At 72.7% G+C, this 16,177-nt stretch carries 18 protein-coding genes; 10 read left to right on the top strand and 8 right to left on the bottom strand.

Annotated features, from left to right (window positions below):
- Positions 1-54 precede the first annotated feature (54 nt).
- On the top strand, positions 55-264 hold the full coding sequence (locus ABFX51_RS19400; RefSeq protein ID WP_005437638.1) for a helix-turn-helix domain-containing protein: 210 nt from the start codon (positions 55-57) through the stop codon (positions 262-264).
- Here ABFX51_RS19400 and ABFX51_RS19395 read toward each other — a convergent pair.
- Positions 242-1,531: a DUF2029 domain-containing protein gene (locus tag ABFX51_RS19395; protein WP_091507405.1), complete on the bottom strand. Its 1,290-nt coding sequence runs from the start codon at positions 1,529-1,531 to the stop codon at positions 242-244. The two genes, ABFX51_RS19400 and ABFX51_RS19395, sit on opposite strands and share 23 nt — an antisense overlap.
- Positions 1,532-1,664: 133 nt before the next feature.
- Between ABFX51_RS19395 and ABFX51_RS19390 the strand changes: the two genes are divergently transcribed.
- Both ABFX51_RS19390 and ABFX51_RS19385 read left to right on the top strand, forming a co-directional pair.
- Positions 1,665-3,530 carry an ABC transporter ATP-binding protein gene (locus ABFX51_RS19390; protein WP_091507796.1) on the top strand — a complete coding sequence of 622 codons (1,866 nt, stop codon included), beginning with the start codon at positions 1,665-1,667 and terminating at the stop codon, positions 3,528-3,530.
- A gap of 47 nt (positions 3,531-3,577) precedes the next feature.
- Positions 3,578-4,804, top strand: coding sequence for an ROK family protein (locus ABFX51_RS19385; protein ID WP_218153462.1), 1,227 nt, complete (start codon positions 3,578-3,580; stop codon positions 4,802-4,804).
- On the opposite strand, the gene ABFX51_RS19380 is transcribed toward ABFX51_RS19385, so the two are convergent.
- Complete coding sequence (locus tag ABFX51_RS19380; RefSeq protein ID WP_177228698.1) at positions 4,774-5,475, bottom strand: sugar isomerase domain-containing protein; 702 nt, start codon at positions 5,473-5,475, stop codon at positions 4,774-4,776. The genes ABFX51_RS19385 and ABFX51_RS19380 overlap by 31 nt on opposite strands.
- A 50-nt stretch (positions 5,476-5,525) precedes the next feature.
- Here ABFX51_RS19380 and ABFX51_RS19375 point away from each other — a divergent pair, with 50 nt between their 5' ends.
- From ABFX51_RS19375 to ABFX51_RS19365, 3 genes are all read left to right on the top strand, one after another.
- Entirely contained in the window at positions 5,526-6,206 is a 681-nt protein-coding gene (locus ABFX51_RS19375; protein WP_425425810.1) for an alpha/beta hydrolase, read from the top strand.
- Positions 6,207-6,300: 94 nt separating this feature from the next.
- Entirely contained in the window at positions 6,301-7,458 is a 1,158-nt protein-coding gene (locus tag ABFX51_RS19370) for an LCP family protein (RefSeq protein ID WP_346054458.1), read from the top strand.
- A 42-nt stretch (positions 7,459-7,500) separates the two neighbouring features.
- On the top strand, positions 7,501-8,064 hold the full coding sequence (locus ABFX51_RS19365) for a GNAT family N-acetyltransferase (RefSeq protein ID WP_346054457.1): 564 nt from the start codon (positions 7,501-7,503) through the stop codon (positions 8,062-8,064).
- Here ABFX51_RS19365 and ABFX51_RS19360 read toward each other — a convergent pair.
- Entirely contained in the window at positions 8,045-8,464 is a 420-nt protein-coding gene (locus ABFX51_RS19360; RefSeq protein ID WP_346054456.1) for a pyridoxamine 5'-phosphate oxidase family protein, read from the bottom strand. The two genes, ABFX51_RS19365 and ABFX51_RS19360, sit on opposite strands and share 20 nt — an antisense overlap.
- Before the next feature lie 81 nt (positions 8,465-8,545).
- Between ABFX51_RS19360 and ABFX51_RS19355 the strand changes: the two genes are divergently transcribed.
- Entirely contained in the window at positions 8,546-9,478 is a 933-nt protein-coding gene (locus ABFX51_RS19355) for an AraC family transcriptional regulator (RefSeq protein ID WP_346054455.1), read from the top strand.
- Between the two features lie 13 nt (positions 9,479-9,491).
- Here the strand turns inward: ABFX51_RS19355 and ABFX51_RS19350 are convergent, their stop codons facing one another.
- Genes ABFX51_RS19350 through ABFX51_RS19340 form a run of 3 tightly spaced genes read right to left on the bottom strand, consistent with a single transcriptional unit; the run spans position 9,492 to position 11,659 of the window.
- Entirely contained in the window at positions 9,492-10,691 is a 1,200-nt protein-coding gene (locus ABFX51_RS19350; protein ID WP_346054454.1) for an NAD(P)/FAD-dependent oxidoreductase, read from the bottom strand.
- Between the two features lie 3 nt (positions 10,692-10,694).
- Positions 10,695-11,114 (bottom strand): hypothetical protein, encoded by a 420-nt coding sequence (locus ABFX51_RS19345; RefSeq protein ID WP_091507393.1) that lies wholly within the window; start codon positions 11,112-11,114, stop codon positions 10,695-10,697.
- 32 nt (positions 11,115-11,146) lie between these two features.
- Positions 11,147-11,659 (bottom strand): DUF2231 domain-containing protein, encoded by a 513-nt coding sequence (locus ABFX51_RS19340; RefSeq protein ID WP_346054453.1) that lies wholly within the window; start codon positions 11,657-11,659, stop codon positions 11,147-11,149.
- Positions 11,660-11,774: 115 nt separating this feature from the next.
- Between ABFX51_RS19340 and ABFX51_RS19335 the strand changes: the two genes are divergently transcribed.
- Positions 11,775-12,479 carry a helix-turn-helix transcriptional regulator gene (locus ABFX51_RS19335; protein ID WP_346054452.1) on the top strand — a complete coding sequence of 235 codons (705 nt, stop codon included), beginning with the start codon at positions 11,775-11,777 and terminating at the stop codon, positions 12,477-12,479.
- Here the strand turns inward: ABFX51_RS19335 and ABFX51_RS19330 are convergent.
- Positions 12,476-13,105, bottom strand: a complete 630-nt coding sequence (locus ABFX51_RS19330; protein ID WP_346054451.1) for a TetR/AcrR family transcriptional regulator — start codon at positions 13,103-13,105, stop codon at positions 12,476-12,478. The genes ABFX51_RS19335 and ABFX51_RS19330 overlap by 4 nt on opposite strands.
- Before the next feature lie 74 nt (positions 13,106-13,179).
- Here ABFX51_RS19330 and ABFX51_RS19325 point away from each other — a divergent pair, with 74 nt between their 5' ends.
- Both ABFX51_RS19325 and ABFX51_RS19320 read left to right on the top strand, forming a co-directional pair.
- Entirely contained in the window at positions 13,180-13,842 is a 663-nt protein-coding gene (locus ABFX51_RS19325; protein WP_346054450.1) for a DUF998 domain-containing protein, read from the top strand.
- Positions 13,839-14,282, top strand: a complete 444-nt coding sequence (locus tag ABFX51_RS19320; protein ID WP_346054449.1) for a YdeI/OmpD-associated family protein — start codon at positions 13,839-13,841, stop codon at positions 14,280-14,282. Before ABFX51_RS19325 ends, ABFX51_RS19320 begins: the two co-directional genes overlap by 4 nt.
- A gap of 19 nt (positions 14,283-14,301) precedes the next feature.
- Here ABFX51_RS19320 and ABFX51_RS19315 read toward each other — a convergent pair whose 3' ends face one another.
- A complete protein-coding gene (locus ABFX51_RS19315; RefSeq protein WP_346054448.1) occupies positions 14,302-16,149 on the bottom strand; it encodes a diguanylate cyclase domain-containing protein in 1,848 nt (615 codons plus the stop codon).
- Between the last annotated feature and the right edge of the window lie 28 nt (positions 16,150-16,177).

Here is a 16,177-nt window from a genome sequence, read left to right as displayed (position 1 = left end):
GCCTTTGCAGGGCCGCGCCAGGGCCCCGAACACTGTCTAGGAAGGCGGAAAGACGTGGCTGACCTGAAGAAGGGCGCGCGCATCACCGGCAACACCCGTGACAAGCTGGCCGCTGACCTGAAGAAGAAATACGAGAAGGGGGCCAGTATTCGTGCACTCGCGGAGTCGACGGGCCGTTCGTACGGTTTCGTGCACCGCGTGCTTTCGGAATCGGGAGTTCAGCTCCGGGGGCGCGGTGGGGCTACCCGGGTGAAGAAGAAGTAGTACCAATAGCGGGGTTCCCGTCTTCCGCGCGGCGGAAACACAGCATCGCGCCCAGCAGCACGAGCGGGTACACCAGATATCCGTAGCGGGTCGCCGGGGTGAGCAGGGTGAACGCCCCGAGCCCCACGGCGATCCGCAGCATCGCGTCCGAACCCAGCACCGGCGGCCGCCGCAGCAGCCAGACCAGCACGGCGACGGCGGCCGCTCCCAGGAGCACGAACGCGAGCGCGTTGCCCACGGGCCCGGTGCTCGCGATCAGGTGCCCGGGCAGTGGGCTCGCGGCGGGTGAGCGCACCACGCCGAGCCCGGCCGGGAACCGCAGCACGTGCTCGGTGAACGCCGCCGGATCGACCAGCAGCACCGGCACGGTCAGCACCGCGCCCGCGGCCACCAGCGTGGCGAGGAACCGCACCAGCGCGCCGGCGCCGAGCCGTGCCGCGACCAGCACGGCCAGCACCACCACGGCCGGCGCCACGATGAGCTTGGCGCTGACCACGGCCGCGAGCACGATCGCGGACGCGGTGGGGCGGTCGGTCGCGGCGAGGGTGACGGCGACGAGCATCAGCCCGGCGATCGCCAGGTCCGGACCCGCCACCGACCACGTCAGCGCGGTCAGCGGGCACGCCACGGCGAGCTGCGCCGCGCGCACCGGCACCCGGGGCATGCCGATCATCCGCAGCGTGAGCCACGCGCACACGCACGCGGTCACGGCGAAGGCCAGCCGTGCGTCGGTCAGCGCGTCGGCCACCGGGCTGCCGCCGAACAACGCGCGCGGCAGGCCGAACACGGCCATCACCGGCCCGTACGGGGTGTAGTCGTTGACCTCGGGCGGACGGCCGAGCGCGGTCACGTCCACGTAGGGCGTGCCGTGCCGCAGCAACAGCTCGGCCGACCGCTCGATCACCCACACCTCGGGCTGCGCGCTCCACGAGAACGGCGTGATCAGCCAGTCCACCCCGGTCAGCCGCCGCACCACGAGCACGGCGAGCGGCACCAGCATCGCGAACACCACCACCGCGGCCAGGCCCGCACCCCGCGAGCGCCACCAGCCGGGGCCACGCGGCTGCCGCCACAACCACACCGTGTGCGCCGCCGCGAGCCCGTAGCCGATCGCCGCGAACGCGCCCCACACGCGGAAGCCGTAGAACTCGGAGACGAACGCGGTCACCAGCGCGTACACCAGGCAGGCCGCGTAGAAGAGCAGGTCCAGCGCCAACGGCGGGAGAAGGCTGCGGGCGCGTTGCGACACGACCCCTCCAGCACCCATGAGCACGTAGGTTACCCGGCGGGAAAAAGCCGGAGCTGTTCGGGAAGCTTGCGTCCGCACCCGGCGTTGTCCAGGACATCTGTGCACGAAACCTGAAGTAATGTGAAGCTTCGGGACGGACTGGGAGGCAGTGTTGGACAACACCTGGTCACTGCTCAGCTCGGCGATGCGCCGCGCCGACGCACCGCGCGGGCTGGCGCCGGGGACCGTGCGGCGGGTGGCGCGGTTCGCCAGGCCGTACTGGCGGATGCTCGCCGTTTTCCTCGTGCTGACCGTGGTTTCGGCCGTGATCGCGGTGTCCACGCCGCTGCTGGCGGGCAAGGTCGTCGACACGATCGTCGGCGGGCACGAGGCCGGGCTGGTGATCATGCTCGCCGTGGTGGTCGCCGGGCTGGCGATCGCGGACGCGGGGCTCGGGCTCGTCGAGCGGTGGCAGTCCGCGCGCATCGGCGAGGGGCTGATCTTCGACCTGCGCCGCGCGGTGTTCGAGCACGTGCAGCGGCTGCCGATCGCGTTCTTCACGCGTACCCGCACGGGGGCGCTGGTCAGCCGGCTCAACAACGACGTGATCGGCGCGCAGCGGACGTTCACGGCGACGCTGTCGGGGCTGGTCACCAACGTCATCCAGCTCGTGCTCTCGCTCGGCGTGATGCTGACGCTGTCGTGGCAGGTCACCCTGCTCGCGCTGGTGCTGCTGCCGGTGTTCGTGCTGCCCGCCCGCACGCTGGGGCGGCGGATGGCCGACCTGCAGCGCGAGTCGGCGCAGCTGAACGCCGGGATGACGACCCAGATGACCGAGCGGTTCTCGGCGCCGGGCGCCACGCTCGTGAAGCTGTTCGGGCGGCCGGAGGAGGAGACCGCCGCGTTCGGCGCCCGCGCGGGGCGGGTGCGGGACATCGGCGTGCGGACGGCGATGCTCACGCGGTGGTTCCTCACGAGCCTCACGCTGGTCTCCGCGCTCGCGCAGGCGCTGGTGTACGGGCTGGGCGGGTGGCTCGCGATCCGCGGGCAGCTGCAGCCCGGCACGGTGGTCGCGCTCGCCCTGCTGCTGACCAGGCTGTACACCCCGCTGACGGCGCTGGCGAACGTGCGGGTCGACGTCATGACGGCGCTCGTGTCGTTCGAGCGGGTCTTCGAGGTGCTCGACCTCAAGCCGATGATCACCGAGAAGCCGGACGCCAGGCAGGTCCCGCCGGGCGGGGTTTCGGTCGAGTTCGAGGACGTGCGGTTCGGCTACCCGGCGCCGGACAAGTACTCGCTCGCCTCGCTGGAGGATGTGTCCACACTGGACAACCGCGGCGGCGAGGAGGTGCTGCACGGCGTGAGTTTCCGCGCCGAGGCGGGGCAGATGGTGGCATTGGTCGGCTCGTCCGGTGCGGGCAAGTCCACGATCGCGACGCTGCTGCCGCGGCTCTACGACGTCGACTCGGGTGCGGTCCGGCTGTCCGGTGTGGACGTCCGGGACCTGAGTTTCGCGTCCATCAAGGAAACCGTCGGCGTGGTGACGCAGGACGGGCACCTGTTCCACGACACGATCCGCGCGAACCTGGCGTACGCGCGGCCGGACGTGGACGACGACGAGATCTGGGACGCGCTGGAGCAGGCGCGGCTCGCGCGGCTCGTGCAGAGCCTGCCGGACGGGCTCGACACGGTGGTGGGGGAGCGCGGTTACCGGCTCTCCGGCGGGGAACGGCAGCGGCTCACGATCGCGCGCCTGCTGCTCGCGCAGCCGCGGGTGATCGTCCTCGACGAGGCGACGGCGCACCTGGACTCGGAGTCCGAGGCCGCCGTGGGCGAGGCGCTCACGCACGCGCTGGCCGGGCGGACCGCGCTGGTGATCGCGCACCGGCTGTCGACCGTGCGGGCCGCCGACCAGATCCTCGTGGTCGAGGACGGCCGGATCGTCGAGCGCGGCACGCACGACCAGCTGCTCGCGGCGGACGGGCGGTACGCGGAGCTGTACCACACGCAGTTCGCCGAGGAGCCGACCGCGGCGTAGGCGGTACGATTCGTGACGCCGCAGAGCCGGACTGCTGGGAGGCCGGGTTGGACCGGGACGGGATCCGGCGGCGCAACGTCGCCGCGCTCCTGCGCAGTGTCCACCTCAGTGGCGGGATGTCCCGTGCGGGCCTGGCGAGGGAGCTCGGCCTGAACCGGAGCACGATCCTGGCGCTGACGGCCGAACTGACCGAGGCAGGGCTGATCCGGGAGGAGCTCCCGCGGGACAGCCACCAGCAGGGGCGTCCCTCGCTGGTCGTGCTACCCGAGTCGGAGCGGATCCAGGTGCTGGCCTTCGACGTCGCGGTCGACCACCTGGTCGCGGCCCGCATCGGCCTGGGCGGGGTGGTACTCGACCGCGTGGTGGCACCGCGAGCGCGCGCCGGGCCGGATCTCGAGTACGTGGTGGACGTCCTCGCCCGGCTCGGCAGGCAGCTGCACCGGGCCGCGCCCCCGGCGTCGATCTGCGTGGGAGCCGGCGCGTCGTACTGCGGGATGATCGAGCCGGGCGGCGGGACGGTGCGCTTCGGGCCCGATCTGGGCTGGGTCGACCAGGAGTTCGGCGCCGAGCTGTCCCGGGCACTGGGGCTGGGCCTGCCGGTCCGGGTCGGCAACGAAGCGCACCTCGGCGCGGTCGCCGAGCAGCGCCGCGGGGCCGGCGCGGGCCTGCGGAACCTGATCTACCTGCACGGCGACGTCGGCGTGGGCGGCGGCATCATCGCCGGTGGCAAGCTGCTCGACGGCGAGACGGGCTACGGCTGCGAGGTCGGGCACATCGTGGTCAACCCGGTGGACGGGCGCCCGTGCGGCTGCGGTTCCCGGGGCTGCCTGGAGGCGGAGGTCGGTGAGCGGGCCCTGCTCGACGCCGCCGGCAGGCCCGCGGACCTGTTCGGCCGCGAGGCCGTGCGAGCCGTGGTGGACGACGCCGGCCGCGGCGATCCCGCCGCCCGCGACGCGCTCCGGCGGATCGGCGACTGGCTGGGCATCGGCGTGGCCAACCTGATCAACCTGTTCAACCCCGGCATGGTGGTCTTCGGCGGGATGCTGCGGGACGTCTACCCCGCCGTGGCGGCGGAGGTGCGCGGCCGCATAGTCAGCCACGTCCTCCCCGTCGCCAGGGAACGCGTGCGGCTGGGCGTCTCCGCGCTCGGCGACGACGCCACCCTGATCGGGGCGGGCGAGCTCGCGTTCGCCCCCCTGCTGGACGACCCGCTGGCGGTCGTCGCCGCGCCGCCGGGGGCGGGTCAGGCCAGCGCGGGCACGCGCGGCTGGTAGCGCGCGAACAACGCGGCGTTGGCCTCGTCCCCGCCTTCGACGTTGGAACTGCGCCACAGCGGCGCGTCCTCGGCGAGCGTGACGACCTTCGCCAGCACGGAGTTCCACAGGTGCGCGTTGAGGATCGTCGACAGGGCGGCCGTGCGGGGCGCGTCGACGGGGAAGCTCGCGTCGCCGGGGCGGACACCGGTGTCCAGCACGACGTCGGCCTCCTCGATCAGCGTGCGGCCGGCCCGCCGGGGCGCGGCGGCGACCGACTGCCGGGAGCTGACCGCGATCACCGGCGCACCGGCGGCGCGCGCGGCCTGCGCGAGCTCGACCGGGTAGGGGTTGACGCCGGAGGTGGAGAACACGACCAGCACGTCGTCGGGGCCCGGCGCCCGCTGTTCGAGCACCTCGGCGGCCAGCCCGCTGCGGCGCTCGGCCGTCGTGCTCGACTGCGCGCCGTGCAGCGGCAGCAGCTGCGGGTGGTACAGCGGGTACACGCAGGCCAGGCCGCCGGCGCGGTAGAACGTCTCCGCCACGGCCGCCAGCGAGTGCCCGGCACCCGCGGTGAAGACCAGGCCGTCGGCCCGCAGGGTCCGCACGACCAGCTCGGCCGCCTTGGCGACCTGCTCGGCGTTGTTCGTCTCGGCGGCGCGCACCGCTTCAGTCACCAGATCTCCGATCACGCGGCGCACCCTATCGGGAAGAAACCCCGGCCGTGAGCGTTGCTCACGAAGTGATCGCTCGTGAGGCCGCCACCAGGACCTGGGCGGCGCGGGGCCCCGTCCGCGCCGTGACGCTCGTGCTGCACGGAGGTGCCGAAACCGGGAGGCAGCCGGTGCGCCCCTGGGGGCTGGCCTACCTGCGGATGCTACCGGTCGCCCGCGCGATCGCGGCCGCCACCGCACGGCACGGCGTCGAGGTCCGCCTGCTGCGCAACCGCATCCGCGGCTGGAACGACCCGGAGCTGCACCCGGTGGCCGACGCCCGCGCGGAACTGGCGCGCATCCGGGCGGAACGGCCCGGCGTACCGGTGTTCCTCGTCGGGCACTCGATGGGCGGCCGCGTGGTGCTGCGCGTCGCCGACGATCCCGCCGTGACGTCGGTGCTCGCGCTCGCCCCGTGGACGCCGGCGGGGGAGCCGGTCGAGCCCGTGCGTGACCGCAGTGTCGTGCTCGCGCACGGGACGCTGGACCGGATCACGAACCCGGCCGAGTCCTACGCCTACGCCGAGCGGGCGCGCGCGGTGGCGCGGCGGCTCGTCCGGTTCGAGCTGATGTCCGAGGCGCACGCGATGCTGCTGCGGGCCCCGGCGTGGCACCGGCTGGCCCGGCGGTTCGTGCTGGACGCGCTCGGGGCCGAGCCGCTGCCGGCCTGGGATGAGGAACCTGACCAGCGGCTGCGATTGCCGGTCTGAGCGGACACAACCCTTTCGGGGAGCCGGGCGTCCCAGAATGTGAGGTTTGCGGTTCACTAGGCTCCGCAGGCCGAGATCGGGGACGGGTGATCGCATGAGCTATGGCGGGAACTACGGGGGCGACTACCCGCGGGCGCGAGGTCCGCGGCAGCACCAGGCGGCGCAGATGCTGCCCGTGCCCGGCCGGGAGGGGCCGACGCGCCCGATGTCCCGGCGGAGCGCCGCCCCGCCGCCCCCGCCGTCCGAGCCGCCGCGGTACGACAGGGAGCCGCTGCCGGAGCGCCCGCGGCGCAAGCGGAAGTTCGGTGTCGGCAAGATCCTGCTGACGCTGGTCGTGCTGTTCGTGGTCTTCGTCGCCGGTGTGTGGATCTACCTCGACACGTCGATCAACCGCGTCGACGCCCTCGCCGACTACGACGGGCGGCCCGCAGCGGCCTCGGGCACGAACTGGCTCATCGTCGGGTCCGACAGCCGCGACGGGCTGACCCCCGAGCAGGAGCAGCAGCTCGCCACGGGCGACAGCGCCGCGGCGGGCGGCGGCTCGCGCACCGACACGATCATGGTCGCGCACCTGACCGACAACAGCACCAAGCCGACGCTGCTGAGCCTGCCGCGCGACTCGCAGGTGAGCATCCCCGGCCACGGCCGCGGCAAGATCAACTCGGCGTTCTCCATCGGCGGCCCCGCGCTGCTGGTCAAGACCGTGGAGCAGGCGACCGGGCTGCGCATCGACCACTACGCCGAGATCGGCTTCGGCGGGTTCGCCAACATCGTGGACGCCATCGGCGGCGTGGACATGTGCATCGACAAGGAGATGCACGACGACTTCACCAACATCACGATCCCCCCGGGCTGCCAGTCCCTCGACGGCGCGCACGCGCTCGGGTTCGTGCGGATGCGGCACAGCGCCGCGACACCGCGCTCGGACCTGGACCGCGTGGAGAACCAGCGGAAGTTCATCGGCGCGCTGGTGAGCCAGATCGCGACCGCGGGCACGATCCTCAACCCGTTCCACTTCTTCCCGCTGCTGTCGGCGGCGCCGGACGCGCTGACCATGGACTCCGGCGACCACCTGCACAACCTCGTGGGGCTGGCGTGGGCGATGCGGGGGATCTCCGACGGCGGCGTCGTGACCACCACCGTGCCCGTCACGTCCGGCTCCGCGGAGAACTGGGACAAGACGAAGTCCAAGCAGCTGTTCGACGCGCTGCGCGGGGACACGCAGATCCCGGACAGCGCGATCATGAACTAAACCCGGTGCGCGCACCGGGCGCCGTCGGGCAGCATTCGGGGCATGGAGGAACCCGCACCCGAGCTGTCCGACGGCGAAGTCCTGCTGCGCCGCTGGCGGGAGGACGACCTGATCCCGTTGCACCACGTCGTGCACGATTCGCTGGACCACCTGGAGCCGTTCATGCCGTGGGCGGTGGGCGGCTACAGCGAGGCCGACGCCGCCGAGTTCCTGCGCACGACCGTGCGTGAGTGGCGTGACGGCGAGGCCTACAGCTACGCGATCGTGAGCGCCGAGGGCGAGATCCTCGGTGCGGCCTCGCTGATGACGCGCATCGGCGACGGCGGCCTCGAAATCGGGTACTGGCTGGGCAAGCAGCACACCGGCCGCGGCCTCGTCACGCGCGCTGCGGCGTTGCTGACGGCCGAGGCGTTCCGCGTCGGGGCGAACCGGGTGGAGATCCGCCACGACGCGGCGAACGAGCGCAGTGGCCTCGTGCCGGAGCGCCTGGGGTTCACGCGCGTCGGCAGTGGCCCCGCGGACCTGCCGGGCGGCGTGGCCAGCACCGGGGTGCACGTGTACTGGCGGATCACCGCCGAGGAGTGGCTCAGTACGCGTAGCGGCTGACGGCCTCGGGGTGGATGACGAGCCGGACCTGGGCCGTGGCCAGGATTCCGGCGAGGTCCTCGGCCCGGCGCGGGTCTTCGAGGTCCCAGTAACGCGCGGCGAGGCGGGCGGCGAGTTCGTGTGCGCCGTCGGGTTCGACCGTGACGCGGCCGGTGACCGCGACCCAGCGCTCGCGTTCGCCGACCGGCGCCGCGACGACGAGCGACGCGCGGGGATCGCGGCGCAGGCGCCGCACCTTGAGCGCGTCGGCCTCGCTGAACAGCTGGATCGTGCCGTCTTCGGCCGCCTCGAACCACACCGGGCGTGGCTGCGGCGGAACCGGTCCGGCGGCCACGGACAGGAACCCGTGCAGCGGGCGGCGCAGGAACTCGAGGTCATCGGGCGTCAGGTCGGTGCTCATGATCCCGATTGAACACCGCCGCGCTGGACGAGCCCATGGGTAAAAGGCTGGATTGCCTGTCCATTCGTCTAACCTGACAAGGTGGACGTGTTCGACGACCTGATCCGCGGCGTCCGGGCGCACGGGTCGCTGTTCGGCAGCTCGGTGCTCACCCCGCCCTGGGCACTGCACTTCGTGGACGGCGCGCCGCTGACGCTGTGCACCGTGCTCGGCGGCGGGGGATGGATCGTGCGGGAGAACCACCCGCCCGAGCCGCTGCGCGCCGGGGACACGGTCGTCGTGCGCGGGCCGGAGACGTTCACCTTCGTCGACGAGGTCGGCACCCGCGCAGAACCGGTCGCGTGCGGTGAATTCTGCGCGACACCGGAGCAGGGCGGCACCCGGCACCGGCTCGGCTGGCACGACACCGCGGGGGACGGCCCCGGCGCGACGACCTTGATCGTCGGTGCCTATCCGGTCCGCGGGGAGGTGAGCCGCCTGCTGCTGGACGCGCTGCCCGCCGTGCTGCGCGTCCCGGGCGGCGGCACGGGCGACGCGGTGCTGGACCACCTCGCCGCCGAGGTCGCCCTCGACACCCCGGGGCAGCAGGTGGTGCTCGACCGGCTGCTGGACTGGATGCTGGTCTGCACGCTGCGCGAGTGGTTCGACCGGCCCGGCGGCGAGGCCCCGGCGTGGTGGGCCGCCCAGCGGGACCCGGTCGTCGGGGAGGCGCTGCGCCTGCTGCACACCGAACCCGCCGCGCCGTGGACGGTCGCGGCACTGGCCGCGCGGTGCGGGGTTTCGCGTGCCACGCTCGCCAAGCGGTTCGCCGACCTGGTCGGCGAACCGCCGCTGACCTACCTCACCCGCTGGCGCATGACGCTCGCGGCGGACCTGCTGGCCGGCCGGCACACGGCGACGCTCGCGGAGGTCGCCCGCACCGTCGGCTACTCCGACGCGTTCGGCTTCAGCGCCGCGTTCAAGCGCGTCCGCGGCGTCACGCCGAGCGCGTTCCGGCGTTCCGCGGTGGGATGACGGAACCTCCTGATCAGGCTGCGCCGACCTCCGTGAGCGGCACGGACGGGTCGGCGAGCCGCGCGCTGTCCACTGTGGACCCTGAACGGATGAGATCCTTGATCGGGTCGGTGACGTCCCAGACGTTCACGTTCATCCCCGCGACGACTTTGCCGTCCTTGAGCCAGAAGGCGATGAACTCGCGGGCTTCGACGTCACCGCGGAAGACGACGCGGTCGTAGCCGTCGCTGAGACCCGTGTACTCCATCCCGAGGTCGTACTGGTCGGTGTAGAAGTACGGCAGTTCGTCGTAGACCGCTTCCAGACCAAGCATTCCCGCGGCGGCGATGGCGGGTTGTTTCAGCGCGCTGGCCCAGTGCTCGACGCGCAGGTGGCGGCCCAGCGACGGGTGGTAGGCGTTCGCGACGTCGCCGGCGGCGAAGATATCGGGATCGCTGGTGCGCAGGTGGGCGTCGACCTGGATCCCGTTGTCCACGGTCAGCCCGGCGCCTTCGGCCAGCGCGGTGTTCGGGACCGCGCCGATGCCGACGAGGACCGCGTCGGCCTCGATCCGTTCGCCGTCGCCCAGCCGGACGTGGTCCAGGCCGGCTTCGGCGACCCGCACCCCGAGCCGGAGGTCGACGCCGTGTTCGCGGTGCAGGTCCGCGAACACCCGCGCCGCTTCCCGGCCGAGCGCGGGCAGCAGCGGCAGCTCCAGTGCCTCCAGCACGACGACGTCGAGGCCGGCCTGCCGGGCCGCCGACGCGACTTCGAGACCGATCCACCCGGCGCCCACCACAGCGAGCTTCGAACCGGTTTCCAGCACCTGCCGCAGCCGCTCGGTGTCGCCGAAACGCCGCAGCCGCACCGTGTTCTCCGCACCCGGCAGGACACGGGGTTCGGCGCCGGTGGCCAGCAGGAGCTTGGCGTAGCCGACGCGGCTGCCGTCGGCGAGCACGACTTCACGGGCACTGCGGTCCACCGCCGTGACCCGCGTGCCGAGCCGCAGGTCCACGTCGTGGTCGGCGTACCAGCTTTCCGGGTGCACGAACGCGCTCTCGCGCTCGGCCTTCCCGGTGAGGATGTCCTTGGACAACGGGGGCCGCTCGTACGGGCGGTGGTGCTCGTCGCCGAGCAGCACCACCCGCCCGTCGAAACCCTTGTCCCGCAACGCTTCGGCGGCCTTCGCGCCGGCCAGTCCGGCGCCGATGATCACATACGTCGACGACATCACCGATCAGCTCCCCAGACCCAGCGCCGCGAGCAGGACGAGGACCACGGTCGCGACGGCGACCAGCCCGTGCGCGCCGACCACCACGACCGGGAAGTGCTGCTCCGGCGCCGTTTTCCCGTCCGGCGCGGACGCCGTGCGGGCGCGGCGGCCGGGGATCCAGCGGGCCAGCATCGTGAAGCCCAGCAACGCCACGGGCACGAGCAGGGCGAACGCGATCCACGCCAGCACCGCGCCGCCCGCCACCAGGTAGACGATCCAGAGGACCAGCCCCACCGCGGCGAGCGCGAAGTGCCCGAAGACCAGCCCGGGGGAGAACCGGCTGCTCCCCGGTTCGCGGGTGCCGCCCTTGGCGATCCAGGTGCCCAGCATGACGAAACCGCCCCCGGCGGTGACCAGCCAGGCGATCAGCGCGGCGATGTCCATGGTCGTTCTCCTCGATGTGGTGGTGGGACGAGTCAGGGGGCGGACCGGTAGCCCTCGGCCTGGGTGGACTCGGCGGCCACGCGGACGCCGTAGCGGTAGGCCAGCTTCCCGCCGAGGTAGCCGGACGCGGCGAGCACGATCAGGGCGGCGGCGGACAGCACGAGCGGGCCGATCGCGACCGGGCCCGCGGTGGCCGGACGGCGCCAGAAGAACCCGCCGACGTAGGCGGCGGTGACCGCGAGGTTGAGGCTCATGTGCGTCAGCCCGGTGCGGAACGCCGGGGTGCCCGCCGGGAGCGCCAGCAGGTCCAGCGCACCGACCAGCGCCGCGGCGAGCGCGCCGACGACCCCGATCGCGACGAGCCAGAGCGATCCCCGGTTCAGGAAGCCCGGGTCGGCCACGATCCGCGAACCGATGTCGAAGACCAGGCTCGACACCCACGCGCCGATGGGGACGGTCACCAGTGCCGGGTGGAGGGGGTGCCCGTACGGACCGGCCAGCGCCGCGCTCACCGGCTGTTTCGCCTGCTCCATGTCGTGGGCCACGTCGCCTCCTTTTCGCCAACGAAGTTTGGACTTATTGCCGGGTGCCGGTCAAGTGCACCTGGTGAGCGACACCCGATCGGAGCTGCGACGAGAAAATTCGGTGTAGCCTGCGGGCATGGAGGCGGAGCCGATCAGTGCGCTCGCCGCGCTGGAGGAGCCGTTGCGGCGCGGTATGTACACCCACATCCGGCAGGCCCGGCACCCGGTGACGCGGGACGAGGCGGCCGAGGCGGTCGGGATCTCCCGCAAGCTGGCGGCGTTCCACCTGGACAAGCTGGTGGCGGCCGGGCTGCTGCGGACGCGCTACGAGTTCGCGGGCGGCGTCCGCAAGGTCGGCCGCGCGCCGAAGGTGTACGAGCCCTCCGACCTGGAGGTGCGGGTCAGCATCCCGCCGCGCCAGCACGACGTCCTGGCCGAGATCCTGCTGGACGCCGTCCTCGACGAAGGTGGCGGGGAGACCGCGCGGGACGCCGCGCTGCGCACGGCACACCGCCACGGCGAGGCGCTGGGCGCGACGGAACGCGACCAGGTCCGGCCAGGGCGCCTCGGTGTGGAACGGGCGCTGACGCTCGCGTCGGCCGTCGTCGAGCGCCACGGCTTCGAGCCGGACCGGGAGACCCCGGCCTGCCTGCGGCTGCGCAACTGCCCGTTCCACCCGCTGGCCGCCAAGGCGCCCGAGCTCGTGTGCGGGATCAACCAGGCGTTCCTCAGCGGGCTGCTTGACGGTCTCCAGGCCACCACGGTCGAAGCCGTCCTGGACCCCCGCGCCGGCGAGTGCTGCGTGGAGCTGCGCTCGGCCGCCGGAGAGCGGCGCGGCTAGCCGTACGCGGCCAGGAAGACCCGCACCGCCGAGCGGGCGATGTGCTCGCGGGCCGCCGCGCCGGGGTTCTCCCCCGGACAGAACAGGGCTTTGTCCTGCGGGATGGCCAGGGCCAGGTACGCGAGATGGGCGGCGGCGAGCCGGGCGTCGTCGACGCGGAGCAGGCCGCGGGTCGCGTAGTGCTCCAGTGCCGAGGCGAGCACCGTGATCCCGCGCTCCGGGCCGCGTTCGTAGTAGTCGCGGGCGAGGCCGGGGAAGCGGTCCGCCTCGGCGATCACCAGGCGGCGCAGCTGGAGCACGTTCGGCCGCAGTACCGCGTCGAGGTAACGCCGGGCCACCTCGGTGAGCGCGGCCTCCAGGTCCGCCCGGCTCGTGATGCCGGCACGGAGCGGTTCGCCCAGCAGCTCGACGATGCGGTCCGAGTTGTCCGCCACCCCGCGCACTATCTCGCTGAACAAGCGCTCCTTGTCGGCGAAGTTCTTGTACACCGTCTGCTTGGAAACGGCCGCGCGTGCGGCGACCTGGTCCATGCTCGTGCCCTGGTAGCCGTTCTGCAGGAACAGCTCCGTCGCCGCGGCCATGATCGCGTTGCGCTTGCGGGCGCTGCGGCCCTCGGTCTCGTCCACGGTAGCGATAGTACTAGACGGCTCAGTACTGCTGCGAGTACCGTACCGTCCAGTTCCCGTTCGAGGAGGTTCTGATGCATTCCAGTACCGCGGCGGTCTGTCCGCCACTCCGGCTCCGCGTGACCCGGAGCCTGCTCGGTTACGGCGTCCTCGCCGGACCGCTCTACGTCGTGACCGCGGCCGTGCAGGCCGGGGTCAAGACCGGCTACGACCCGCTCCGCCACGACGTGAGCCTGCTGGCCAACGGCGGTGCCGGGTGGATCCAGACCGCCAACTTCGTGGTCACCGGGCTGATGGTGGTCGCGGCCGCGGTGGGCATGGCGCGCACCCGCCACGGGCTGACGGGACCGGTCCTGGTCGGCGGATACGGCGCGGGTCTGGCCCTCGCGGGCGTCTTCCCCGCGGATCCGGCGTACGGCTTCCCGCCCGGCACCCCGGCCGGGCCGGCGGAGGTCAGCTGGCACGGGCTGGCCCACCTCGTCGCGGGCGGCCTCGGTTTCCTCGCGCTCGTCGCGGCGTGCCTGGTGTTCGCGCGGCGGTTCGCCAGACGGGGACAGCGGGGGCGGGCGTGGTATTCCGCAGGCTCCGGCGTGGTGTTCCTGGCCGGGTTCGCCGGGATCGTGGCGGGACCCGGGCAGGTAGTGGCGACAGTGGCGTTCACCGTCGCGGTGGTCGTGGGCTGGGCGTGGCTCGCGGTCGTCTCGGCGCACCTGTACGGAACGGAGGTGGACCGGTGAGATTCCGGGCGAAGGTCGAGCTGAACGGGAAATCCGCCACGGGCATCGAGGTGCCGCCGGAGGTGCTGGCGGAACTCGGCGGCGGCAAACGGCCGAAGGTGCGGGTGCGGCTCAACGGGTACGAGTACCGCAGCAGCGTGGGCAGCATGGGCGGCCGGTCGCTGCTGCCGGTGAGCGCCGAAATCCGGGCGGGGGCAGGCGTCGCGGCCGGAGACGAGGTCGATGTCGAGCTCGTGCTCGACACCGAGCCCCGCACGGTGGACCTGCCGCCTGACCTGGCCCGGGCGCTCGACGCCGTGCCCGTCTCACGACAGGCGTTCGACAAGCTGTCCTACAGCCACCAGCGGCGCTACGTCCTGTGGATAGGCGAAGCGAAGACGGAACCGACCCGGCAGCGTCGCATCGCGAAGACGGTGGCGGACCTTTCCGGCCCGTCGTGACGTCCGGTGCGGTTCCCGGTCAGCCGGAGTGCCTCTCGATCATGTCGTCGACCTCGTCGTCGGTCGCGGAGGTCGCCACGAAGGGGCCGCGGGCGGCGAGGACGCCGTGTGCCCGCAGGAGCCCGGCCTGCTCGGCAGTCACGACCCCCTCGGCGCCGATGCGGAGCTTCAGCTCGCGGGCCCGGGTGATCAGCTGGTCGAGGTGGCGCACCGCGGCTTCGTCCGGGCTGTCGGCGAGCGCCTCCACCACCCCGCCGCTGAGCACGGCATGCTGCACCTTCAGGTCGTGCCGCGGGATCAGCTCCAGGTCCGCCGTACCGCTGACCGTCAGCACCAGTTTCGCGCCGAGGTCGGACAGCACGGACAGCGACTCCAGCACCTCGCCGCGCGGGTCGAGCAGCGACGCGCTGTCCGTGCACAGCCGCAACGTCTTCGCGGGCAGGTGGTGCTCGTCGAGCTGGTCCTTCACCAGCCGCACCAGGTCGGGGTCGATCGCGAGCCGCCGCGGTAGTCGGATACACACGTCAGGGGCCGCGTCGCCGTAGCGGTCCCGCCAGCGCGCCGCGGCCGCCAGCGACCGGGTGAGCAGCCACTTGCCGAGCGGGATGGTCATGCCCGTGGTGTCGGCGAGCGGGTAGAACTCGGCCGAGTCCAGCTGCCCGAGCTCGCGGTGGTGCCAGCGCAGCCCCGCGTTGACGGCGGCCAGCTCCTCGTGGTTGTCCAGCTTCACCGTCGGCTGGTAGATCAGCGTGAACTCGCCGTTCTCCAGGGCACCGGCGATCTCGGCGCCGAGCCGGTAGCGGGCGCGGTCGCGCGCGTCCAGCTCCGGGTCGAACAACATCCACTGCGCCTTGCCCGCCTCCTTGGCGCGGTGCAGGGCGATCTCGGCGGCCCGTTGCAGGTCCTCGGGCCCGCCTTCGGCGACGTCCCGCACGACGATGCCCGCGCTCGCGCTCACGCCGATGCCGTGGTCGCCGAGGTAGATCGGCTCGCCCAGCTCCTCCAGCGCCCGCTCGACCAGCCCGATGACCTCGCTGGCCTGGAGCTTGCCGCGCAGCAGGATGCCGAACCCGTCGCCGGAGAGCCGCGCGACGACGGTGTCCGGCGCGGCGAACACGTCCTTGAGCTTGCGGGCGATGCCGCGCAGCACCTGGTCGCCGACCCCGGCGCCGAGGCCGTCGTTGATGACCTTGAACCCGTCGATGTCGAGGTAGACCAGCGCGATCTGGTCGCGCGCGGCCGGGCTCAGCGCCGTTTCGAGCAGCGTGTTGAAGCGGGAGCCGTTGGACAGGCCGGTCAGCGCGTCGTGCACGCTCTGGTGGCGCAGCGTCTCCTGCAGGGAGTGCACCTCGTTGGCGTCCTGCACCATCAGCACCGGGTAGCTGACGCCGGGCCGGTCGGCGGGCAGCGTCGTCAGCGTGACCTCGGCCCAGACCCCCGCGTCGTCGGCGTGGGTGAGCTGCAGGCGTTCGCTGTACTGCTCGACGTCGGTCACGGCGATCTCTTCGAGCCCGGTGCGCAGCCGCTCGGCGTCGCGGCGGGTGAAGCCGAGGTCGGCGACGTGCCTGCCGCGCAGCTCCTCCGGTTTGCCGCCGAGGAACGTGGCGAGCGCCGCGTTCGCCTCGACGATCGCGCCGTCGGGGCCCGCGAGCGCGATGCCCATCGGCGAGGTCGAAAAGAGCGCGCTGAAGCGGCGGATGGCCGCCTCCCTGGCGGACTCCGCGGTCGCCACCGCGTCGCGGACCACCTGGTGCAGCAGCTCCTCCAGCCTGTCGGCGGAAAGACCTACCCCATCCGTGTCAGCGAGTTGGGCCGTCCAGCGGCGGACGACGTCGACCAAGCCTGGCGCCCCACCAGGTTCCGGCACGCTTCACCTCTTGTTGAACGGACAAAGG

Source organism: Amycolatopsis dongchuanensis (genome assembly GCF_039542405.1).
Taxonomy (GTDB): domain Bacteria; phylum Actinomycetota; class Actinomycetes; order Mycobacteriales; family Pseudonocardiaceae; genus Amycolatopsis_E; species Amycolatopsis_E sacchari.
This window is presented reverse-complemented; position numbering and strand designations above follow the sequence as displayed.